20 protein-coding genes and 1 tRNA gene are annotated in these 20,426 nt (G+C 59.4%); 11 read left to right on the top strand and 10 right to left on the bottom strand.

Translation table 11 applies throughout. The features are described from left to right. Nucleotides 1–16: 16 nt before the first annotated feature. From OP500_RS02245 to OP500_RS02225, 5 genes are all read left to right on the top strand, one after another. Complete coding sequence (locus tag OP500_RS02245; protein ID WP_238747984.1) at nucleotides 17–658, top strand: c-type cytochrome; 642 nt, start codon at nucleotides 17–19, stop codon at nucleotides 656–658. A gap of 343 nt (nucleotides 659–1,001) precedes the next feature. After that, a complete protein-coding gene (locus tag OP500_RS02240) occupies nucleotides 1,002–3,044 on the top strand; it encodes a cytochrome c biogenesis protein ResB (protein ID WP_274070042.1) in 2,043 nt (680 codons plus the stop codon). Nucleotides 3,045–3,099: 55 nt separating this feature from the next. Then, nucleotides 3,100–3,756, top strand: a complete 657-nt coding sequence (gene yczE, locus OP500_RS02235; protein ID WP_274070041.1) for a membrane protein YczE — start codon at nucleotides 3,100–3,102, stop codon at nucleotides 3,754–3,756. A 371-nt stretch (nucleotides 3,757–4,127) separates the two neighbouring features. Beyond that, nucleotides 4,128–5,390, top strand: a complete 1,263-nt coding sequence (gene ccsB / locus OP500_RS02230) for a c-type cytochrome biogenesis protein CcsB (protein ID WP_274070040.1) — start codon at nucleotides 4,128–4,130, stop codon at nucleotides 5,388–5,390. Between the two features lie 102 nt (nucleotides 5,391–5,492). After that, the gene (locus OP500_RS02225) at nucleotides 5,493–6,305 is read left to right on the top strand and encodes a hypothetical protein (protein WP_274070039.1); all 813 of its coding nucleotides are present in this window, start codon (nucleotides 5,493–5,495) and stop codon (nucleotides 6,303–6,305) included. A gap of 68 nt (nucleotides 6,306–6,373) precedes the next feature. On the opposite strand, the gene OP500_RS02220 is transcribed toward OP500_RS02225, so the two are convergent. From OP500_RS02220 to OP500_RS02200, 5 genes are read right to left on the bottom strand one after another with little or no spacing between them, the layout of a single operon-like run. Continuing rightward, entirely contained in the window at nucleotides 6,374–6,739 is a 366-nt protein-coding gene (locus tag OP500_RS02220; protein WP_238747994.1) for a roadblock/LC7 domain-containing protein, read from the bottom strand. A gap of 27 nt (nucleotides 6,740–6,766) precedes the next feature. Beyond that, entirely contained in the window at nucleotides 6,767–7,426 is a 660-nt protein-coding gene (locus tag OP500_RS02215) for a peptidase M23 (RefSeq protein WP_238747995.1), read from the bottom strand. Nucleotides 7,427–7,428: 2 nt separating this feature from the next. Beyond that, nucleotides 7,429–7,965, bottom strand: a complete 537-nt coding sequence (locus OP500_RS02210; RefSeq protein ID WP_238748020.1) for a GTP-binding protein — start codon at nucleotides 7,963–7,965, stop codon at nucleotides 7,429–7,431. A gap of 22 nt (nucleotides 7,966–7,987) precedes the next feature. After that, entirely contained in the window at nucleotides 7,988–9,082 is a 1,095-nt protein-coding gene (locus OP500_RS02205; protein WP_238747996.1) for an alpha-glucan phosphorylase, read from the bottom strand. A 3-nt stretch (nucleotides 9,083–9,085) separates the two neighbouring features. Further along, nucleotides 9,086–10,546: a hypothetical protein gene (locus OP500_RS02200; protein WP_274070038.1), complete on the bottom strand. Its 1,461-nt coding sequence runs from the start codon at nucleotides 10,544–10,546 to the stop codon at nucleotides 9,086–9,088. A 486-nt stretch (nucleotides 10,547–11,032) separates the two neighbouring features. Between OP500_RS02200 and hflX the strand changes: the two genes are divergently transcribed. Then, on the top strand, nucleotides 11,033–12,184 hold the full coding sequence (gene hflX, locus OP500_RS02195) for a GTPase HflX (protein ID WP_238748000.1): 1,152 nt from the start codon (nucleotides 11,033–11,035) through the stop codon (nucleotides 12,182–12,184). A gap of 34 nt (nucleotides 12,185–12,218) precedes the next feature. Beyond that, nucleotides 12,219–12,719: a hypothetical protein gene (locus OP500_RS02190; protein WP_238748001.1), complete on the top strand. Its 501-nt coding sequence runs from the start codon at nucleotides 12,219–12,221 to the stop codon at nucleotides 12,717–12,719. A 65-nt stretch (nucleotides 12,720–12,784) separates the two neighbouring features. On the opposite strand, the gene recX is transcribed toward OP500_RS02190, so the two are convergent. The 3 genes from recX to scpB all read right to left on the bottom strand — a co-directional run bounded on the left by recX (nucleotide 12,785) and on the right by scpB (nucleotide 14,604). Next, nucleotides 12,785–13,228: a recombination regulator RecX gene (gene recX, locus OP500_RS02185; RefSeq protein WP_238748002.1), complete on the bottom strand. Its 444-nt coding sequence runs from the start codon at nucleotides 13,226–13,228 to the stop codon at nucleotides 12,785–12,787. Nucleotides 13,229–13,251: 23 nt separating this feature from the next. Beyond that, a complete protein-coding gene (locus tag OP500_RS02180; protein ID WP_274070037.1) occupies nucleotides 13,252–13,956 on the bottom strand; it encodes a phosphoglycolate phosphatase in 705 nt (234 codons plus the stop codon). A 66-nt stretch (nucleotides 13,957–14,022) separates the two neighbouring features. Continuing rightward, nucleotides 14,023–14,604 carry an SMC-Scp complex subunit ScpB gene (gene scpB, locus OP500_RS02175; protein WP_238748004.1) on the bottom strand — a complete coding sequence of 194 codons (582 nt, stop codon included), beginning with the start codon at nucleotides 14,602–14,604 and terminating at the stop codon, nucleotides 14,023–14,025. 132 nt (nucleotides 14,605–14,736) lie between these two features. Here scpB and OP500_RS02170 point away from each other — a divergent pair. Next, nucleotides 14,737–14,812 (top strand) — tRNA-Ile (locus OP500_RS02170). Between the two features lie 186 nt (nucleotides 14,813–14,998). Here the strand turns inward: OP500_RS02170 and accC are convergent. Further along, nucleotides 14,999–16,360: an acetyl-CoA carboxylase biotin carboxylase subunit gene (gene accC / locus OP500_RS02165; protein WP_238748005.1), complete on the bottom strand. Its 1,362-nt coding sequence runs from the start codon at nucleotides 16,358–16,360 to the stop codon at nucleotides 14,999–15,001. Between the two features lie 118 nt (nucleotides 16,361–16,478). After that, on the bottom strand, nucleotides 16,479–16,937 hold the full coding sequence (gene accB / locus OP500_RS02160) for an acetyl-CoA carboxylase biotin carboxyl carrier protein (protein ID WP_238748006.1): 459 nt from the start codon (nucleotides 16,935–16,937) through the stop codon (nucleotides 16,479–16,481). A gap of 393 nt (nucleotides 16,938–17,330) precedes the next feature. Between accB and OP500_RS02155 the strand changes: the two genes are divergently transcribed. The 3 genes from OP500_RS02155 (at nucleotide 17,331) to OP500_RS02145 (ending at nucleotide 20,314) form a co-directional block, all read left to right on the top strand. Next, nucleotides 17,331–18,242, top strand: a complete 912-nt coding sequence (locus tag OP500_RS02155; protein WP_238748007.1) for a Dyp-type peroxidase — start codon at nucleotides 17,331–17,333, stop codon at nucleotides 18,240–18,242. Nucleotides 18,243–18,477: 235 nt separating this feature from the next. Beyond that, nucleotides 18,478–19,377 (top strand): RnfABCDGE type electron transport complex subunit B, encoded by a 900-nt coding sequence (locus OP500_RS02150; protein WP_238748008.1) that lies wholly within the window; start codon nucleotides 18,478–18,480, stop codon nucleotides 19,375–19,377. Between the two features lie 67 nt (nucleotides 19,378–19,444). Further along, a complete protein-coding gene (locus OP500_RS02145; RefSeq protein WP_238748009.1) occupies nucleotides 19,445–20,314 on the top strand; it encodes a ParB/RepB/Spo0J family partition protein in 870 nt (289 codons plus the stop codon). Nucleotides 20,315–20,426 lie beyond the last annotated feature (112 nt).

Raw genomic sequence — 20,426 nt, 5'->3', positions numbered from 1 at the left:
ATCAGGAGCATTTCCCATGAAACGTTTGAATATGCTGGCGGTACTGCTGCTGGCCGGCGCAGCGGCGGCGGCTCCCAAAGCCGCTCCCAAGGCGGATCTGGCCAAAGGCAAAGAAGTGGCCAAATCGGTTTGCGCCTCCTGCCACGCGGAAGACGGCAACAGCAGCATCGCCATGTATCCGAAAGTCGCCGGCCAGCACGCGTCCTACGTTTTGACGCAGACGCTCGACATCAAAAACAAAAAACGCACGTCCGGCTCTTCGGGCATGATGGCGCCGATGGTGCAGAACCTGAGCGAGAGCGACATCCGCAACGTTGCTGCCTACTATGCCAAGCAGCAGGCCAAGCCGGGCGAAGCCAATCCCAAGGAAAACATCGAACTGGGCCGCAATATCTACCGCGCCGGCCTGCCGGAGAAAAAAGTGCCGGCCTGTATGTCCTGCCACGGCCCCAGCGGCGCCGGCATTCCCGGCGGCGGCACCGACATCACCGCCTACCCGCGCCTGGGCGGTCAGCATTCGGCCTATATCGGCGAACAGCTCAAAGCCTATGCCGCCGGCCAGCGCACCAGCGCCAACGGCATGATGGAAACCATTGCCAAACGCCTGAACGAAGAAGAAGTCAAAGCGGTGGGCAACTACATCCAAGGTCTGAAATAAACCGCGCGCAAAAGCCGCCGCTTCGTTCAGGCAGCCTGAAAGGACATCCTTTCCGGCTGCCTGAACGGCTGTTTGGCACCACAAAAGCTAATGCTTATAAGCTGCGCTATCAGTCGGGCGACGCGTTTGCCGCCGCCGGTTTTGCCGGCACCGCGCCAGCGCTAAAGCCGATCAAACGGCTTCCCCGACCAGCCCAAACAGCCCACACAACCGCCCCGCCGCTTCCCAAACAATGGCGCGCAGGCAGCCTGAAAACGTTTCAGGCTGCTTTGCCGCCCGTTGGCACACACCGCCGCCGCACCGCCGGCCGCATATCCCGTCCGTTTTTCAGGCTGCCCCGACCATGTCCGCCAAGCCCAAAACCAAAATCCCCCTGATCCGCCGTCCGTGGTTCGCCTTTCTCAGCTCCATGCGCTTTGCCGTGGCGCTGCTGGCGGTGCTGTCCGTCGCTTCGGTGATCGGCACCGTGCTGCAGCAAAACCAGTCGCCGCAGGACTATGTGGTCAAATTCGGCCCTTTCTGGGCGCAGATTTTCTCCTTTCTCGGTTTGTACGACGTTTACGCTTCGTCGTGGTTCGTCGCCATCATGCTGTTTCTGGTGTGCAGCACCGCGCTGTGCCTGTGGCGCAACGTGCCGCCCTTTCTGCGCGAGATGCGCTCCTTCCGCCTGAAAGTAACCGCCAAATCGCTCGCCCACATGAAGCACAGCGCCCTGCTGCAGGGCAGCCTGAAAGCCGATATCGCCGCGCGCTATCTCGCCGTGCGCGGCTACCGCACCCAAACCGTGCACCGCGACGACGGCAGCGTGCTGCTGGCCGCCAAAAAAGGCAGCATGAACAAATGGGGCTACATCTTCGCCCACGCCGCGATTATCGTTATCTGCCTGGGCGGGCTGGTGGACAGCAACCTGCTGTTGAAAATCGGCATGCTCAGCGGCCGCATTGTGCCCGACACCACCAGCAACTACGCCGGCGAATTTCAGGCTGCCAGTACGCTGGGTAGCGGCAACCCGTCTTTCCGCGGCAACACCCAAATCGTCGAAGGCCAGCATGCCGACTCGATATTTATCAATGCCGACAAAGGCCTGCTGCTGCAAAAGCTGCCCTTTAGCGTCGAGCTGAAAAAATTCCACATTGATTTTTACGACACCGGCATGCCCAAGGATTTTGCCAGCGACGTCATCATCACCCGCCAAGACGGCTCGCGCCAGGCTGCCACCGTGCGCGTCAACCATCCGCTCACCGTTGAAGGCGTAACCATCTACCAGGCCGGCTACGGCGACGGCGGCTCCAAACTCAGCTTCAAAAGCTGGAATTTGCGCGGCAGCGGCGCGATGCGCAAAATCGAAGCCGTTTCGCAAAGCCGCTATCCGCTCGATTTGGGCGGCGCCGGCAAGTTTTCCATCGAATTTAACGATCTGCAGGTTTACAACGTCGAAGACGCCGAGCAAGCACAGGCGCAGCCTGAAAACGAAAGCGGCCGCGCCGCCCTTGCCAAGCGCCTGAGCGAAGTGCGCAGCGTGCGCCAAGACCGGCGCTTTGCCAACGTCGGCCCCACCATCCGCTTCAAGCTGCGCGATAACAGCGGCCAGGCGCACGAATACGTCAACTACATGCTGCCCTTGGAACGCGAAGGCTCGTGGTTTTTCGCCACCGGCGAGCGCAGCAGCGCCGACGAACCCTACCGCTGGCTGATGCTGCCCGCCGACCCCGCCGGCCGGCTCGACAGCTTTATGGCGCTGCGCGAACTGCTGCTCGATCCCGAACGGCGCAGCCGCGTGGTGGAAAAAGCGCAGGCCAATGTCGGCGAAAGCGTGCGCCCGCAGTTCAAACTCGCCACCGAAAACCTGCTGCGCCAGTTTGCCGAAGGCGGCTACGTGGCCATCGACCGCCACATCAAAAGCACCGTCCCTGCCGCTGACCAGCAGAAAACCGGCGAGCTGATGTACCAGATTCTCTACGGCACCATCAATATCGCGCTCGATGATGCGCTGGCCGATCGCGGCCTGCCGCCGATTCCCGCCGGCGAAGTGCGCGGCCGCTTCGTGCTCAACAGCCTGGACGGCTACACCGCGCTAACCCGCTTCGAATCGCCGGTGCTGCTGCAGATGGACGGCTACCGCGCAGTGAATATGTCGGCGCTGCAGATGACCAAATCGCCCGGCGCGCTCTTGGTGTATCTGGGCTCGGTGCTGCTGGTGGCCGGCACGCTGTTTATGTTTTACGTCCGCGAAAAACGCGCCTGGCTGCTGTTTGACGGCAACAGCATCCGTTTTGCCATGAGCGCCACCCGCAGCGAGCGCGAGCTGGCACGCGAGTTTCCGCAGCATCTGGCCGATCTCGAGCGGCTGGCCGCCGATTTGGGCGGCGGCAAAACCGCCAAATAGGCGCCGCCGCCGTTTTCAGGCTGCCTGCAGCCTGAAACCCGACCATAAGAATAAGATGAAAAAAGAAAACTACTCCCGCATCCTGCCCCTTACCCCGTGGACGGCTTCGTCAATGTGGCCGTTTACCGAAGCCAAACCGCTGGCGGTGCTGTTGGTCACACTGAGCCTGTTCGGCTTTGGCGAAGGCATGCTGGTGGTGTCGCGGCTGGGCTCGACGCCGTGGACGGTGCTCTCGCAGGGCATCGCGCGCATCAGCGGCGGCGAATTGGGCACGGTAACGCTGATGATCAGCGCGGTGGTGATGCTCGGCTGGATACCGCTGCGGCTCAAGCCCGGGCTGGGCACGGTGCTGAATATGCTGCTGATTGCCGGCGGGCTGGGGGTATTCGTCCATTTCGTTGCCGTGCCGGAAAGTCTGGCGGCACGCGCGGCGCTGTGCGTCGGCGGCATCGTGCTGATCGGCGTATCGTCGGCCTTTTACCTGACCTGCCACACCGGCGCCGGTCCGCGCGACGGCCTGATGGTCGGCCTGTGCCAGGCCAGCGGCTGGCGCATCGGCAGCGTGCGCACCGCCATCGAAGCGGTGGTCTGCCTGATCGGCTGGCTGCTCGGCGGCACCGTCGGCATCGGCACCCTGCTGTTTGCCTTCGGCGTCGGCTGGGTGGTACAGATCAGCCTGAAACTGCTGGCACGCTGTTTTCAGGCAGCCTGAAAACTCCAAAGCAGCCTGAAAACTCCAAAGCAGCCTGAAAACTCCAAAGCAGCCTGAAAACTCCAAAGCAGCCTGAAAAGGTTTGCCCCATACCGCACCGCACTCCCGCGACTGCCGGCGGTTTTCCTACCCACCCGTGCAGACAACTAAAAAGTTTTCAGGCTGGCAACGCCCTGCCCCGCGCCGTTTTCAGGCTGCTTGAAAACACCCGGCCGAAAGAACTAGGCCGAAAGACTGAGCACAATTAACAGCACAGCGGATATTTTTTCTTTATAATCCGCCGCGCAAACAAATTTTTACATTAAAACAGGCTGCATCTGCAGTCAGGCAGCCTGAAAACACCCGCACACACGATTTTGAAGAACACCGCCATGACCGAACAAACCCAAACCGTCCGCGCCGAGCACGAACTGCTGCAAAAAACGGCGCCGCATCCCGGCTACGCCGCGCCTGCAATCGATCACGAACTGCTGCGCGAAACTTCTTTTTTCCGCTCTCTCGACATCAAAGACGGCCTTTACGCCGCCGTGATTCTCGCCATCGCCGTGTTGGTACAACTCAAAATACCGCACCGCATGGACGGCTACGAAACCGCCATTCTCTGGCTCAGCGCCGCCGCTTCGGTGGGTTTGGGCTGGTTCTTCAAGCCGCTGCGCTGGTTTATTCCCGCCGCCGTGGCGCTCGCCTATCTGGCCGTCGGTCTGTACGACGGCGACATCAGCCGCGGCGACAGTACCCACGGCCGTTTCCTGCTGCGCTACCTGCTCGCCAGCCAGCCGGCGATTATGTGGCAGTGCGCGCTGACGCTGCTGGCCTTTTTCGCCTACTCCGCCGGCACCGCCGGCGCCTGGCTCAAGCAGCGGCGGCAGCCTGAAAGCAGCGGCGGCAACATCCTGCTCGGCCTGGGCGACGGCTGCGCTTGGGCGGCGGCGCTGGCCGGCTTTACCGGCCTTTTGGTGCGCTGGCATGAAAGCTATCTGCTGCGCCCGAACGACGGCCATATTCCGGTGTCCAACCTTTACGAAGTATTTATCCTGTTTATGGTGATTACCGCGCTGATGTACCAATACTATTCGCGCAAATTCTCCATGCAGAAGCTCGGCGCCTTCGTTTATTTCCTGATGTGCGTACTGGTCGGCTTTGTGCTGTGGTACAGCCTGGAGCGCGGCGCCCACGAAATCCGGCCGCTGATTCCTGCCCTGCAGTCGTGGTGGATGAAGCTGCACGTTCCCGCCAACTTCATCGGCTACGGCGCCTTCTGCATCGCCGCCATGTTTGCCGCGGCCGAACTGCTGGCACTGCACGGCAACCGCCTGATGCCGCCGGCCGAGCAGATTGAAGAAGCGATGTATAAAGTGATCGCCGTCGGCTTTCTGTTTTTCACCATCGCCACCATACTCGGTGCCCTGTGGGCGGACGATGCCTGGGGGCGCTACTGGAGCTGGGACCCCAAAGAAACCTGGGCGCTGATTGTGTGGCTGAACTACGCCATCTGGCTGCATCTGCGGCTGGTGGCCGGCTGGCGCGGCAAAGTGCTGGCCTGGTGGGCGCTGGTCGGCCTGCTGATTACCGCCTTCGCCTTCGTCGGCGTCAATATGTTCCTCGGCGGCCTGCATTCCTACGGCGAACTCTAAACCCGCCCTACCCCGCCAACACCCAAACAAAGGCAGCCTGAAAACCGGAAATCCGTTTTCAGGCTGCCTTCCCGCCAATAAGGCAAAATCCAAGGAAAAACCATGTCTGCCTACCGATACCTGCTGCCCCTGCTCTGCCTGCCGATGGCTCTGCCTGCCGCACAGGCCGCGCCGAGCGCGCAGCAGGAAGCCGAATTTTTGCAAATGCTGCCGCAGCTACTCAAAGAAACCAACCGCCACCTGCCGCACCGGCAAACTACGGGCGGCCAGCACATTGAAATCTTACCCCTGGTTTATAACGGCGGCCGCCTGCAGTTGCGAATCAACAGCCGCCCCGCCAGCGCCGGCGATGATGCGCAGCTCTCTGCTTTCAACTACGAAGAACTGCTGCCCAACTACCAAACCGGCACCGATGTTACGGCGTGCGTAGAGAAAGAAAAACTTCGTGAAATCAACGACTATCTGCCGCTTGATTTCCAATACCGGCAGCAGCTGAAAAACGGCAACCGTACCTTTAACATCCGATTAGAAAAAGGCCATTGCCGGCGTTTGCTGAGCGAAAACACGCCGGAACAAATCCGCCGCAAGCGCGATCTCAGTTCCGCCAAGCTGGCCGTCAGCCGCCTAAACAGCACGCTGCCGCAAGATGACGGCTTCGGGCTGGTGCTGTACCAAATCGTGTTGGAAAACGATACCGTCCACTACCGCTACCGCCTGAGCCCGTCGGTACAAGAATCGGCATTTACACCGGAAAAATGGCAGGAGTTTTTCCAAAACATGCGTAAGCTGGACATTTGCACCGCCGACCCATCCACGCTCGGCGCCATCGCTTCTTTCGGCATCAGCAGCACCCTGACCCTGCCCAGCGGCCGGGAAATCCGCACCACCCAGAAAGCGGGCGGCTGCGCTTTCTAAACCGACAAAAGCAAGCAGCCTGAAAACCGGAAATTCGGTTTTCAGGCTGCTTTATTAAGAATCAAAACTTATTTAGTGATATCGACAATGCTGCGGGCAGCGCGGCGGGCGTCGAGCAGAATCAGACCGAGCTTGGCGCTTTCTTTGGCGGTCAGGCACAGTACGTTGGTTCCGCCTGCCTGAATCAGCAGGGTATAGCCGAGTTTGCCTTTCACGATCACCTGCTCCAGTTCGCCGCAGGCGAGTTCGTGGGTGGTGCGGTTGCCCAAGGCCAGCAGCGCTGCAGACATGGCACCGACGCGGTCGGCATCAACGCTGTTGGGCAGCAGGTGGGCGATCGGCAGCCCGTCCGTAGAAATCACTGCGGAAGCGGTAATATCAACCGAAGAGCTGTTCAAGTCGCTCAAGATGGAGGTAAGAAGTTGTTCGTTCATGTTAATTTTCCAATCAGTTATCTTGTGTTAGAACGAGCCGCCGAAACCGGTAGCCGCATCTACGGTTTGATAAAGGGCGCGCACCAGTAAAACGAAGGTGTCTTTGTGCAGCTGGGGCGTGCCGCCGGTAACCAAAATATATTTGGCATCGCTGATGTATATCGGGAAGAAAGTCAGTTCGCTTTGGCCGACAGGGTCGCACAAGCCCCATGCGTTTTGATAAATGTTCAGGTTGTTTTTGATCAACAGGGCATGGCGCTCGGAAAGACGAATGGCTTCGCTGGCCAAAATGGCCACCTCTTCCGCAGCTTCGTGGTTGAAGCCGGAGTTGGCAAAATAGAAGCCATCTTGGTCGATCAACAGGGCTTTGTGGCTATCGGACAGATGCGGTAAAAGATTGGCCAGGGTATCGTCGGTCAGCTCGGGAACTTCGGGCGGGGTTTCGCTGCCGTAGAGAAATTCCAAACGCTGCAGGCGGTAGAGCAGGTTTAATGCGGTATCCAAGTCGTCGGTTTCCGCCCATTCGAGCAGTTTTTGCTGGGTAATCGGCTGTTTGCCGCCTGAGCGTAATACATTGGACAATAAAGTGCGGCTGGCGCTGCTGCTTTTATTGGCTACTGCATAGAAGGCCCCAGCCGGCGTAATGTGCGGGTAAAGATTTGTTTGTAATGACAGAGTAGATTCCACGACTATACCTCCAAACCAGGATCAATTTGAAACAGCATGGCGGTTACCAGCTGTTTGACATCATCTTCATTGCGGGCGTCAACCTCAAATACCGGCACATTCAAACCATGCTGGATCAGATATTTCTGATAGACGTCTATCCCGGGAACGGAACGGATATCCATTTTGGTCACTCCGACAACCAAAGGAGCGGTTTTCAACAAATCAGAAAACGAGTCCAAGAAAAACTTCAGGTCTTTTAAAGGATTCACGCGGGTGTTATCCAACAGCAAGACCAAACCCATGCTGCCTTTACTGAGAATTTCCCACATAAAGTCAAAACGTTCCTGACCCGGAGTGCCGTAAAGGTGAACCTTGGTATGCTCGTCAAGCTGAATCAGGCCGTAGTCCATCGCAACGGTGGTGTAACCTTTGCGCACAGCGGTCATATCCGATGCGCTGGCGTCGGTCTGTACCGGAGGTTCGTCCGACAAAGCGGCAATCGCAGTGGTTTTGCCTACACCCACCGGCCCTGTAAAGATAATTTTGTTCTCTACCATCATGGCAAGTACCTCTTCATTATTATTTATTCAGTAATTTTTTCATCAGCCTGCTCAAGAGACCGCCACCTGCCGGTCTGGGCGCGGCAGATTCGGAATCTTCTGACGCAACGGCCGGTCTGGGACGCGGGGGCGCACTCTGGATAGTAGCAGGCGCCTTACTCTGAGCTTCTGCCATCGACCCGCTAACGGATAAGTAATCCGTAAGATAGGTGGTGGATATGTAGTTCAGGATGTCCGGCATATCCAGCGGCATCATTTTGTAGAGCATATTCAGGCTGACCGCGGTTCGGGTCAGGAATGCCGACAAGCGCATAGATTCGGCCAATGGAGCCAAGCGGGTCAGATTGGGCCAGTATTTAAGCTGGAATATGGTATTGGGTGTCAGAGGCTGGGCGAGACGGCCGTTGGCTGTCCACAATGCAACTTGCCACAAAACGGCCTGTAAAGAGCTGTTTGCACGCTCGATTACATTACCACCAACCGCCTGCACTTCAATTGCAGGATTTTCCTGCTGGCATAAAGTGTGTAATTGTGCGGCATCAATGGCCAACCATGCTTTTTGCGCTTCGGGAAAAAGAGCCAGAATCGGCTTGCCGTTCCAGTTGATCAAGGTGTCTTTATTGGCAGAAATGGTTCGACGCACTATGCCCAAAAGGCCGGTATTCGGATCAAAACGCGGAATGGTTACCTCGCTGGCGCGGGAAGATGCCGGAGCATGGCTTTTAGGTGCTGCGGCATGTACCGGAGCAACACCGCCCTGTACCACCCAGATGCCGTTGCCCTGCATCAGATTACGCAAATTGAGAAACAGGGTATCAAACTTAATCGGTTTGGGCAGATGCGGTGCGGTAACAGACGGGGGAGATTTGGCAAAATGCACTACGGTCGAATTGGGATAATCGCCCTTCGCTTTAAGCCAAGCGCTGATGCCGGCAGGGCTGTCGCCGTCCACAATCACCAACTCGGGCTTTTCGCCCGAAGATGCATCCAGCACCTGATAATTGGTGGTGCTGTGCATTTTGAAGGCCATTTTAAACATTGCCTGTTGCTGTTCTTCCATCGCCAGCAACAGCAATTTGACCGTTTTAACCTGCGGTATATTGTTGTTCATCATTATTTAATGTCCAAATGAGCCGTTATTGAAACGTTGCAGCAATTGGCTCATCGCCAATACCACTTCTTCCGGCAGAGTTTGCACTTGGCCGCGCAGTTCTTGCAGCAGCGTTTCCAAACGAGTCCATTCTTCGGCACGCTCATACAAATCAAACAACGCAATATAAAGCTGTGATTCCTGCGGATAGGACAAAATCGACTCTTCCAGCAGATTCATCGCGTTGTCCAACTGGCCGTACATCAGCAGCGAATCGACTTCTTTCAAAATCCGTTCGGCAGGCGTACGCGGCTCGGCAACCATATCGACGTTTTCAGATACCAAGGCCTGATAACGCGCTTTTTTCAGGCTGCCGCCGTCAATCAAACCCTGCTGGACACCGATTTCGCGCAGTGCCGCATCAGAAGGATTGGTTTCCAAACGCGCAAACAAAGGATGCGGCCCCAAGTTGTAGCCCCAACCGAGCATTCTTTCCTTCACCTGGCGGCCGTATTGGCCGAGCGTATAGTAAAGATTCCACAGATGGTCGGCAAAACCGTTGATGTTGTTGGCACGGTAATCGAGTGTCAGCGCATCAATCAGCAAAGCCGCGGGTTTGTCCGAATGGCGGATGGCTTTATTCAGATACTTGGTGGCAGCATCATAAGTCAGCGAGTTTTTCAACAGACGCACGCCCTGTTCAGGCTGCATGAATGCCAATACGGCACCTTTTTCGTCGTTGCTGATTTCCCGCAAAACTCCGTTGCCGGAAACAAGCATTTTCCGTGCCAGGCCTGCAGCGGCTGTTTGGGCTTCCGCCTGCGCACGGGTACTTTCCTTTTGCTTGGCAGCAGGTGTTTGCGGAATATCGGCCAAACCGGTTTTCTCGCCGATTTCCTCGGCGGTTTTTTTCACGCTCCAGCCCAGGTTGCTTTCCGCCAAAACGCGCAAACCGAGATGGTTTTCGTCAACTGCCAGACCATCTTTGACATACTGGGTCAGTTGATCGCGGCTGAAACTGCCGGAGTAAGTGTTCAACACCTCAGCCAGCGCATCGACATTGCCGGCCTGCAGCCACAAATCCGCCAGCTCGGCGATGAGTTTCGGGTCGTTGCTGCGGCTGTTGACCAAGTAATCGCCGAGCGACTCGGCGGCTTTGTCATAGTAGCCGAACTGTTTGTAAACATTAAATTCAGTGAGCGCGTCCACGTCCTGAACCGACACTTTGGTATCGTCCACCGCACTGCCGCCGGCAGTCGCGCTCCAGTCCCATTTCTCGGCTTCGGCAACCGCCTGAGCCACTTCCTCGTCTTCCGGCTCTGGCTCGGGTTCCGGTTCGCGTGCGCTACGGCCGCTCCCGCCTCTGACTTTCTTGCGCTCTTGCGCCGGCGAGCTACCGCCGTTTTTCTGCCGGCGTTGCAGAAAAATAAGCGCCACCAGTACAACGGCCAAGCCGCCGACCAGCATTATCATCATCGAATCGTCCATACATCTTCCTTGTTTAAAACGGAATCCGTGCTTTTCTTTGCCACAATTTTACTCCGCCGAATCCTTCAGGCAGCCTGAAAGGCAAGCGGAGTAACGGGCTTAATTCATGTAAAACGGTATAAATTTTTTGTTTGGAACCACATAGGCCAAAACAAAAAAACACATTCCTCAAACAGATTCTAACATAATTCCCACAGCCAAACGCCGCAGCAGAGCCATTCCTGCCCAAGCAAACCGGCGGCATCCCTTACAAGCACAAAGGCAGTGCCGCACAACGGCACCACCTGCCAAAGTCCGTCCGAATCGAAAAACCATTTGCAAAACTATTGCCATGAAGCGGCCGACGCCGTGCCGGCAGACGCAAAAAACTTCCCGTTTTCCGGCAGATTGCGCTATCGTTGCGGCTGCTCTCCCTTACAAACTAAAAACTCGGCTTACATAAATTTACTGAAAAACTGCAGCTTTAACGATACGCCCTACCCCACCATGACCCACAGATTCCACACCCCAAACAAATCCCTTGAACGCTCCGAGCGGGTGATGCTGGCCGGCCTGATGCTGGCCGACAGCTTTTCCGGCAGCAGCGAAAGCCGCGAACGCGCCTTTCAGGCTGCCCTGGCCGAAGCGGCCGAACTGGTGCGCGCCGCCGGCGGCGAACTGGTGCGGACCGAAAGCGCCAAGCGCGACCGCGCCCACAGCGCCCTGATGGTCGGCAGCGGCAAAGCCGAAGAATGGGCGCAAACCGTGCAGGACGAAAACATCGACCTCGTCGTCTTCAACAACGAACTCACCCCCACCCAAGAGCGCAATCTCGAAAAAATCCTGCAATGCCGCGTACTCGACCGCGTCGGCCTGATTTTGGCCATCTTCGCCCGCCGCGCCCAAAGCCAGGAAGGCCGCCTGCAAGTCGAACTCGCCCAGCTCACCCACCTGGCCGGCCGGCTGGTGCGCGGCTACGGCCATTTGCAGAGCCAGAAAGGCGGCATCGGCCTTAAAGGCCCCGGCGAAACCCAGCTGGAAACCGACCGCCGCCTGATCCAAACCAAAATCACCCAGCTGCGCCGCCGGCTTGATGCCGTCAAAAAACAGCGCCAGACCCGCCGCAAAGCCCGCCTTTCAGGCAGCCTGAAAACCTTTGCCATCGTCGGCTACACCAACGCCGGCAAATCCAGCCTGTTCAACCGCCTGACCAAAGCCGACGTCCTCGCGCAAGACCAGCTCTTCGCCACACTCGACACCACCGCGCGGCGGCTCTACCTCGCCCCCGAAGCCAGCCTGATTCTCACCGACACCGTCGGCTTCGTGCGCGACCTGCCGCACGGGCTGGTAGCCGCCTTTTCCGCCACCCTCGAAGAAACCGCGCTGGCCGATGTGCTGCTGCACGTCGTCGATGCCGCCAATCCCGATCATCTGCGCCAAATCGACGACGTCAACGCCGTACTCGCACAAATCGGCGCCGAAGCTGTCCCGCAGCTGCTGATCTACAACAAAACCGACCTGCTGCCCGCCGACGAACGCCACAACGGCATCACCCGCCGCCCCGACGGCCTGCCCGCCGCCGTCCGCCTGTCGGTACAAAGCGGCGACGGCCTCGACAGCCTGCGCCAAGCGTTAATCGAATGGGTGCAGGCAGCCTGAAAGCCTATTCCCACCACATAAAAGCAGCCTGAAAATGACCCCGCGCACCTTTTTTACCACCGCCGCGCTCAAACTGCTCAACGCCATTGTCCACATCATCGCATGGTGGCTGCTGATGATGGTGATGGCGTGGGGCTTTCGCCAACTGCCCGCCGAGCAATACGCCGAAGGCGACGCAATCAGCCCGATGTTCACCGTTTTGGTGCGCACGCCGCAGGGCGAGGTTTTGCCGCAGCGGCTGCACAATCTGAAAAGCAACGAAACCCTGCTGCGCCAAGCGTTCAGCCGCGATGATGAGAACGGTCGGTTTTTCAGCCTAACACCCGTTGCGCCTGATTCGTTTGAATTGTTTGTGAATTACGACACCGCGCAGTTCACGCAGCGATACCGCATTACGGCGGATGGCAAGGTGGTGCCGCTGTCGTTCAAATCGTGGAGCGCGGGGCATGGCTTTATCTTGTTTTTGCTGTCGTTTCCGCTGTTTGCGCTGCTCAAATGGTTGCTGCGCCGTTGGTTTTTCGGACGATCCGCGTAGCTGGGGTTTCGTATTCCGCCTGCAAAAAAGCAGCCTGAAAACCGTTTTCTTTGGTTTTCAGGCTGCTATTGCGGCCACTCTTCTTTAAGGGCAGCCTGAACGATGTCCATCTCGAAGCCGCGGTAGAGCATAAAGCGGATTTGTTTTTGCTTTTCCTGAAAGTCCTGCGGCGGGGCGGCGAATTTTTTGTGCAGCACCGCCAGCGCGTTGGCCAGTTCGGTGTCGCGGTCGGGCAGATTGGCGCGTACCAGCGATTCGTCCACGCCTTTGGCGGCCAGTTCCTGCTGCAGGCGCAATCGGCCGCGGCTGCGGCTTTTGCTGTGGATAAAGGCTTCGGCGTAGCGCTCGTCCGACTGCCATTGGCGGTCGGACAATTCGGCCAGCAGACTGTCGATTTCGTCTTCGCTTTCGGCATGCGGGGCGAGCCGGCGCTTCAGTTCCAAGCGGCTGTATTCGCGGCGGGCGAGCAGATCGAGCGCGCGGGCTTTGAGCGATTTGCCTTCTTTCATGGCTATCGGCCTTTCTTGTGCTTTCAGGCTGCCTGAACGGGTTTGAGCAGCTCGTAGAGTTCGGGCAGGCTGTCGATTAGCGCATCGGGGCGGGTTTCGGCGGCAGCGGCGAGCGCATCCATATCGCCGTAACCGTAACGCACGCCGATAACGGGGCAGCCGGCGGCTTTGGCGCTGAGTATGTCGTTGGCCGAATCGCCGACCATCAGCAGCTGCGCGCATTCGACGCCCAGCACTTCGGCACTGTAGCGCAGCGGCTCGGCGGAAGGCTTGCGCTCGGGCAGGGTGTCGCCGCCGACCACCAGGCTAAAATAGCCGTCCAACTGCAATTCGCGCAAGAGTTTCACCGACAGCACTTCGCTTTTGTTGGTAACCACCGCCAGCGGCAGGCCAAGGCTTTTCAGCAGTTCCAGCGCGGTTTCGGTGTGCGGATAGGGACGGGTGGCGTCGGCCAGATGGCGGGCGTAGTGGCGAGCGAAAACGGCAAAACCTTCGCTGCGCAGGGATTCGGCAACATCGCCGCCGCTGTATTGCCCGCTGAGCGCGCGCAGCACCAGCGCAGCAATGCCGTCGCCAACATAGCTTTGAATCTGCTCCTGCGGCAGCGGCGCCATGCCCAGTTCGACGCGCATGGCGTTGGCGGCGCCGGCCAGATCGGGAATCGAATCGCACAGCGTGCCGTCCAAATCAAAGGCAACGGCGCGCACGCGGGCAAAAGTATTCGGCATCGGTTTTCCTTTTGTTTTAAAAAATTATTTCTGCTGAAACGACCAGCAGACTGCGCAAAGCAGCGCTTACACCGGCTTGGCCACCCCTTCGTCTGCCGGCGCGGCAGCCTGAAGCTCGGGCAGCAGCAGTTCGCCCAGTTCGGTGAGCGGCGGCAGCTCTTCCAAACTGCCAAGCCGCAGGTCGCTTAAAAATGCGGCGGTGGTTGCCCACAGCGACGGGCGGCCGATGCTGTCGCGCTGGCCGATAACTTCGATCCAGCCGCGCTCCTGCAGGGTTTGCATCACGTTTTGCGAGACGGCGACACCGCGGATGGCTTCAATGTCGCCGCGGGTAACCGGCTGCTGATAGGCGATGATGGCCAGCGTTTCCATCACCGTGCGCGAATAACGCGGCGTGCGCTGCTCGTTCAGGCTGCCCAGGGCGGCAAAGGCCGGCGGGGCGATCTGGAAACGCCAGCCCTCAGCAGTGTGCGCCAATTCCAAACCGCGCCCCTGCCAGCGTGCTTTGAGCGCAGCCAATACGTCGATCAGTTTGTCGGCCGACAAGGGCGGCTCGCACAGGGCGCGCAGGGTCTTTTCGCTCAGGGCTTCGCTCTGGGTCAGCAGCGCGGCTTCGATCAGGGCGTCGGGGGAGAGCTTGTCGTGCATGTTTCAGGCAGCCTGAAAAGGCGGTGGTGGTTGAAGCGGCGTATTGTACCGCGTTGGCGCCGGCGCCGTCAGCCGGCCGCAGCTTGCCTGCCTAGGGCGCTTGGACTATAATCCGCGCCTTTCCTGAACACTGGGTCTGTAGCTCAGGGGTTAGAGCAGGGGACTCATAATCCCTTGGTCGTGGGTTCGAACCCCACCGGACCCACCAAATGATTCAAACGGTTGAGCCATTGCGATGCTTAACCGTTTTTTATTGCCGCCCAGTCCGGCGCCGCGTCCAAGCAGTCTGAAACCGTTTCGGGTAACACCGACAGCAGCGCCGGATAGGCGCATCAAAAAGCAGCCTGAAAACCGGAATTCCGGCTTTCAGGCTGCTTTTGCCATGGCTGTCGGCTTATTTTTGCAACTGCTCTTTACGCTCGGCCAGCCAGTGTTCCAGATAATGGATGCTGACGCCGCCTTCGCAGAAGCCCGGATCGTTAAACAGATCACGGTGCAACGCGGTATTGGTCTTGATGCCGGTAATCGCCAGCTCGGCAAGGGCGACACGCATTTTGGCAATCGCCTGCTCGCGGGTTTTGCCGTACACGCAGATTTTGCCGATCAGGCTGTCGTAGTTCGGCGGGATGCGGTAGCCCTGGTAGATGTGGCTGTCTACCCGCACGCCGAGTCCGCCGGGCAGATGGCAGCTTTCGATCAGGCCGGGGCTGGGGATGAAGGTGTAGGGGTCTTCGGCATTGATGCGGCACTCGAAAGCGTGGCCTTCAATCACCACGTCTTTTTGCTTGTACTGCAGCGGCAGGCCGGCGGCGATTCTGAGCTGCTCCTGCACGATGTCGATGCCGGTAACCAGCTCGGTAACGGGGTGTTCGACCTGCACGCGCGTGTTCATTTCGATAAAGAAAAACTCGCCGTCTTCGTAGAGAAACTCAAACGTGCCGGCGCCGCGGTAGCCGATGCGCTTGCAGGCGGCAACGCAGGCTTCGCCGATTTTTTTGCGCTCGGCGGCGGTAATGCCCGGCGCTGGCGCTTCTTCGATCACCTTCTGGTGGCGGCGCTGCATCGAGCAGTCGCGCTCGCCCAGATAAATGGCGTTGCCGTGTTCGTCGGCCAAAACCTGGATTTCAACGTGGCGCGGGCGCTGCAAAAAGCGCTCCATATACACCATCGGATTGCCGAACGCGGCTTCGGCTTCGGCTTTGGTCATTTCCACCGATTTGATCAGGTCTTCTTTTTTCTCGACCACGCGCATGCCGCGCCCGCCGCCGCCGCCGGAAGCCTTGATGATGACGGGAAAACCGACCTTATCGGCAATTTTCAGGATTTCGGCGGGATTGTCGGGCAGTGCGCCGTCGGAACCGGGCACGCAGGGCACGCCGGCTTCGATCATCGCTTTTTTGGCGGAAACTTTGTCGCCCATCAGGCGGATGGTTTCGGCGCGCGGGCCGATAAAGACAAAGCCCGACTCTTCCACCTGCTCGGCAAAGCGGTCGTTTTCCGCCAGAAAGCCGTAGCCCGGATGGACGCCGTCGGCGCCGGTTACTTCGGCGGCGGCAATCAGCGACGGGATGTGCAGATAGCTCTGCGGCGAAGGCGCGGGGCCGATGCACACCGATTCGTCGGCCAGCTTGACGTGCAGGCTGTCCTTATCCGCTTCGGAATGCACCGCCACGGTGGCGATGCCCATTTCGCGGCAGGCGCGCAATACGCGCAGGGCGATTTCGCCGCGGTTGGCGATTAAAACTTTTTTCAGCATGGGATTTCCTGTTTCCAAGTTTTCAGGCTGCCTGAAAAGGCGGCCGGCAGCATTTCAGGCTGCCGCCGCAAATGTTTCAGGCTGCCTCACGCTTGCGCCCGGGGCAGCCTGAAAGCCCTTATTCGATAATAAACAGCGGTTCGCCGTATTCCACCGGCGTACCGTTTTCCACCAGGATTTCTTTGATGACGCCGGATTTTTCCGCTTCGATTTCGTTCATCAGCTTCATCGCCTCGATAATGCACAGGGTGTCGCCGGCTTTAACGGTTTGGCCGACTTCGACAAAGGCCGGAGAAGACGGGCTGGGCGCGCGGTAGAAAGTACCAACCATCGGCGATTTTTGCGCGTTGGACAAATCGCGGCCGGCCGGAGCGGCAGCAGGCGCGGCTGCGGGTGCGGCGGCAGGAGCGGCTGCGGCCACTGCCGGCGCAACGGGTGCGGGGGCGGCATAAACTGCGGCGGCGTTGTGCGGCGTGCGGGTAATGCGCACTTTTTCCTCGCCCTCGGTTACCTCGATTTCGGCGATGCCGGATTCTTCAACCAGATCGATCAGTTTTTTCAGCTTTCTTAAATCCATGGTTATCTTCTTTCGTGATGAAATTGCGGTTTACCCCGATAAATCCGACGCGGGCAAAAGCGCGGATTTTGGCGAAAATAGCGGCAGATGTCCAGCAAATTATCGGTAAAAACCGCCCAAAAGCGCATAAAGCCCGTATGCGGCGTTGAGCGCGGCAGCGGCGAAAGTCCGGCATTATAGAATACAAACACTAGTGCCTGCCTTTATTTATTCGAAGCAGCCTGAAACCGTTTTTTCAGACTGCCTGCGCCGATGCAGGCTGCAGCTATCGCCCCGATTCAACGCCCGCCGAGTGCATGGCGGGGCGCGCGCAGTTTCTTTATAATCCGCGCCCTTATCGCGCTTGTATCGCGCTTGCGCCGCACCAAACACAAACCAAAAAGGAAAGAAAACATGAGCACCCCCCAGTCCGCCATCATCCCCGAAACCGCGCAGGCCGGTTTCTTTATCGAAGCCGATATTCTCAGCCCCGATACCGTTCAGGCTGCCTGTCTGGCCGCCCTTAGCGCCCTTGAAGCGCGCCAGCGCCAGTTTGCCGGCGAAGACTTGGGGCTGACCCTTGCTTTTGGCAGCGATTTCTGGCGCAGCCTGAAGCGTACAGCCGAAGCGGCGGAACTGAAAAACTTCACCCCGCTGGGCAAGGGTCTGGCGCCCGCCACCCAGCACGATCTGCTGATCCACATCCAATCGAAAAACCACGACGCCTGCTTCACCCTTGCCCGCGACGTACTGGCCGCGTTTGATGGCGCCATCGCCGTCAAAAGCGAAACCCACGGTTTCCGCCGCCACCAAAACCGCGGTCTCGACGGCTTTGTCGACGGCACCGAAAACCCGCACGAAGACCCCGAAATCCGCCGCATCGGCACCGTACCGGAAGGCGAAGCCGGCGCCGGCGGCAGCTATGTCGTGGTGCAGAAATACCTGCACGACTTGAAAAAATGGGAAAGCTACAATCTGGCCGAGCAGGAAGAAACCATCGCCCGCACCAAAGAAGACGACATCGAATTTTCCAAAGAACAGCGCCTGCCGCGCTCGCACATCGGCCGCGTCAATCTCAAAGAAAACGGCGTCGGCCTGAAAATCGTCCGCCGCAGCCTGCCCTTCGGCAACGCTTCGGGCGGCGAACACGGGCTGATGTTTATCGCCTACGCCGCACGGCTGCACAATATCGAAGCCCAGCTGCTGAGCATGTTCGGCGATATCGACGGCCAGACCGACCTGGTGCTCGAGCGCATGAGCCTGCCCGTGTCCGGCGGCTATTACTACGCCCCGTCCGTCGAGCGCCTGCGCGCACTCAAAGCCTGATTACACACCCCAAAGCAGCCTGAAAACCGGATTCGCGGTTTTCAGGCTGCTTTTTGCCTTGCCGCCGCGCAGTACCAAACCGGCCGCGTCGCGCCCATCCGCCCGCATTGCCCCAAGCCAGCCCGAACCGCCCTGCCCCGCTTTTCAGGCTGCCTTTAGGCCGGGCGGCGGCGGGCATAGAAGACGGCAGTGCTTTGGGCTATAATCGCGCCCTTTTGTTTCAAACCCTTACCCGATGAAGCCCAGCGCCCACACCCTTAACGCCCTGCTGCCGCAGACCCAATGCCGCGAATGCGGTTTTTCAGGCTGCCTGCCCTATGCCGAAGCGATGGCCGCGGGCGAAGCGGCAGTCAATCTGTGCGCCCCGGGCGGGGTACGGGTGATGCGCGATCTGGCGCAGACGCTGGGCGTGCCCGAGCAGGCGCCGGCGAAAATCCAGCCCGCCGCGCTGGCGTGGATCGACGAAGACGTCTGCATCGGCTGCACCGCCTGCATCCGCGCCTGCCCCGTCGATGCGATTATGGGCGCCTCCAAGCTGATGCACACCGTGCTGACCGACGAATGCACCGGCTGCGGCCTGTGCGTCGCGCCCTGTCCGGTGGACTGCATCCATATGCTGCCGGTGGCCGACGACAGCCTGCCGCGCGCGCATTTGTTTGACGATTTTGCCGAACCGCCGCGTTTTCAGGCTGCCTCAGACAGAAGCCCCGGCAGCGGCAAACGCTTTCAGGCTGCCGCCCATGCCTACGGCCGCTATCAGGCGCAGCAGCGGCGCAAAGAGCAGGAAGCCGCCGAACGCGAACGCCGCCAGGCCGAGCGCCGCGCCGCCATCGCCGAAAAACGGCAGGCCGAAACGGCCGCCGCCGCGCCCGCCGCAGGCAGTCCCGCCGCCACAGCAGCCGCGTTTAACCCCGCGGCGCTGATCGCTCAGGCAATGGCGCGGGCGCAAGCGCAGCAGGGCAGCGGCGCCGCCCCCGCCAACCGCGAGCGTTTCCGCGAAAGCCAGCTTGAAGAAGACCGCCGCCGCGCCGCTCAGCGCCGCGCCATACGCGATCTGCAATACGGCAGCGACGAGCAAAAAGCCGCCGCCCGCGAATGGCTGCGCCAGAACAAACGGCAGGAAACGGCGGAATAACCCGTTTTTCAGGCAGCCTGAACAGCGCAAATCCGTTTTCAGGCTGCTCCAACCACAGGAAAAAACCATGTCCACCAAACCGAAAAGCGGCCTCGGCCGCGGGCTCGATTCGCTGATTGCCGGCAGCGGCAGCCTGAACGAAGGCGACGGCGAACGCTTGGACAGCGTGCCGGTTGCCAGCATCAAGCCCGGCCGCTACCAGCCGCGCAGCCAGATGGACGACGCTTCGCTGGCCGAGCTGGCCGAATCGATCAAGGCACAGGGCATTATCCAGCCGCTGATCGTGCGCGAATACGGCCTTTCCGAATACGAGCTGATCGCCGGCGAGCGCCGCTGGCGTGCCGCGCAAATCGCCGGTCTGACCGAAGTGCCGGTCGTGGTCAAACGCATCAACGACAAAGCCGCGCTGGCCATCGGTCTGATCGAAAACATCCAGCGCGAAAACCTCAACCCCATCGAAGAAGCGCAGGGTTTGAAGCGCCTGATCGACGAGTTCGGCCTCACCCACGACACCGTGGCCGAAGCCGTCGGCCGCAGCCGCAGCGCGGTTTCCAACAGCCTGCGCCTGCTGAAACTGCCCGCGCCGGTGCAGGATCTGCTGTTTGCGCGCAGCCTGGAAATGGGGCACGCCCGCGCCCTGCTCAGCCTGCCGGTGGCCGACCAGCTCGATCTGGCCAATAAAGCAGTGCGCAACGGCTGGTCGGTGCGCGAAACCGAGCGCCGCAGCCAAAACCTGCTCGCTGGCAAAAAGCCGGAAGCACCCAAGCAGATCGATCCCGACCTGCGCCGGCTGAACGAAACCCTTACCCAGTCGCTGGGCGTGGTGGCGGAAGTCAAAAGCCGCAACCGCAAAAAAGGCACGCTGGTGCTGCACTTCGATTCGGCCGACACCTTCGCCGCGCTGATGGAGCGGCTGGGCGTGGAACTGGACGCCTGAGCTTTCAGGCAGCCTGAAAGCCCGTCTGCCGACCCTATCCCATGCCCCGCCTTGCCCCAGCCTGCGAAAGCGCGGATAATCCGCCCCGCTTGAAATCCTTGTTTTCAGACGT

It is taken from the genome of Kingella sp. SNUBH-2017 (assembly GCF_028680565.1).
GTDB classification, from domain to species: Bacteria; Pseudomonadota; Gammaproteobacteria; order Burkholderiales; family Neisseriaceae; genus Kingella_D; species Kingella_D pumchi.
Note: the sequence above shows the minus strand (reverse complement) of the source record. Positions and strands in the feature narration are given on the sequence as shown.

What these genes read in the sequence shown, in the direction of transcription:
- OP500_RS02225 (WP_274070039.1), top strand. Translation starts at nt 5,493, where the DNA reads ATGTCTGCCTACCGATACCTGCTGCCCCTGCTCTGCCTGCCGATGGCT.
- yczE (WP_274070041.1), top strand. Translation starts at nt 3,100, where the DNA reads ATGAAAAAAGAAAACTACTCCCGCATCCTGCCCCTTACCCCGTGGACG.
- scpB (WP_238748004.1), bottom strand. Translation starts at nt 14,604, where the DNA reads ATGCACGACAAGCTCTCCCCCGACGCCCTGATCGAAGCCGCGCTGCTG.
- OP500_RS02210 (WP_238748020.1), bottom strand. Translation starts at nt 7,965, where the DNA reads ATGGTAGAGAACAAAATTATCTTTACAGGGCCGGTGGGTGTAGGCAAA.
- OP500_RS02150 (WP_238748008.1), top strand. Translation starts at nt 18,478, where the DNA reads ATGAAGCCCAGCGCCCACACCCTTAACGCCCTGCTGCCGCAGACCCAA.
- OP500_RS02155 (WP_238748007.1), top strand. Translation starts at nt 17,331, where the DNA reads ATGAGCACCCCCCAGTCCGCCATCATCCCCGAAACCGCGCAGGCCGGT.
- accC (WP_238748005.1), bottom strand. Translation starts at nt 16,360, where the DNA reads ATGCTGAAAAAAGTTTTAATCGCCAACCGCGGCGAAATCGCCCTGCGC.
- OP500_RS02200 (WP_274070038.1), bottom strand. Translation starts at nt 10,546, where the DNA reads ATGGACGATTCGATGATGATAATGCTGGTCGGCGGCTTGGCCGTTGTA.
- OP500_RS02205 (WP_238747996.1), bottom strand. Translation starts at nt 9,082, where the DNA reads ATGATGAACAACAATATACCGCAGGTTAAAACGGTCAAATTGCTGTTG.
- OP500_RS02245 (WP_238747984.1), top strand. Translation starts at nt 17, where the DNA reads ATGAAACGTTTGAATATGCTGGCGGTACTGCTGCTGGCCGGCGCAGCG.
- OP500_RS02145 (WP_238748009.1), top strand. Translation starts at nt 19,445, where the DNA reads ATGTCCACCAAACCGAAAAGCGGCCTCGGCCGCGGGCTCGATTCGCTG.
- accB (WP_238748006.1), bottom strand. Translation starts at nt 16,937, where the DNA reads ATGGATTTAAGAAAGCTGAAAAAACTGATCGATCTGGTTGAAGAATCC.
- hflX (WP_238748000.1), top strand. Translation starts at nt 11,033, where the DNA reads ATGACCCACAGATTCCACACCCCAAACAAATCCCTTGAACGCTCCGAG.
- OP500_RS02220 (WP_238747994.1), bottom strand. Translation starts at nt 6,739, where the DNA reads ATGAACGAACAACTTCTTACCTCCATCTTGAGCGACTTGAACAGCTCT.
- recX (WP_238748002.1), bottom strand. Translation starts at nt 13,228, where the DNA reads ATGAAAGAAGGCAAATCGCTCAAAGCCCGCGCGCTCGATCTGCTCGCC.
- OP500_RS02180 (WP_274070037.1), bottom strand. Translation starts at nt 13,956, where the DNA reads ATGCCGAATACTTTTGCCCGCGTGCGCGCCGTTGCCTTTGATTTGGAC.
- OP500_RS02190 (WP_238748001.1), top strand. Translation starts at nt 12,219, where the DNA reads ATGACCCCGCGCACCTTTTTTACCACCGCCGCGCTCAAACTGCTCAAC.
- OP500_RS02240 (WP_274070042.1), top strand. Translation starts at nt 1,002, where the DNA reads ATGTCCGCCAAGCCCAAAACCAAAATCCCCCTGATCCGCCGTCCGTGG.
- ccsB (WP_274070040.1), top strand. Translation starts at nt 4,128, where the DNA reads ATGACCGAACAAACCCAAACCGTCCGCGCCGAGCACGAACTGCTGCAA.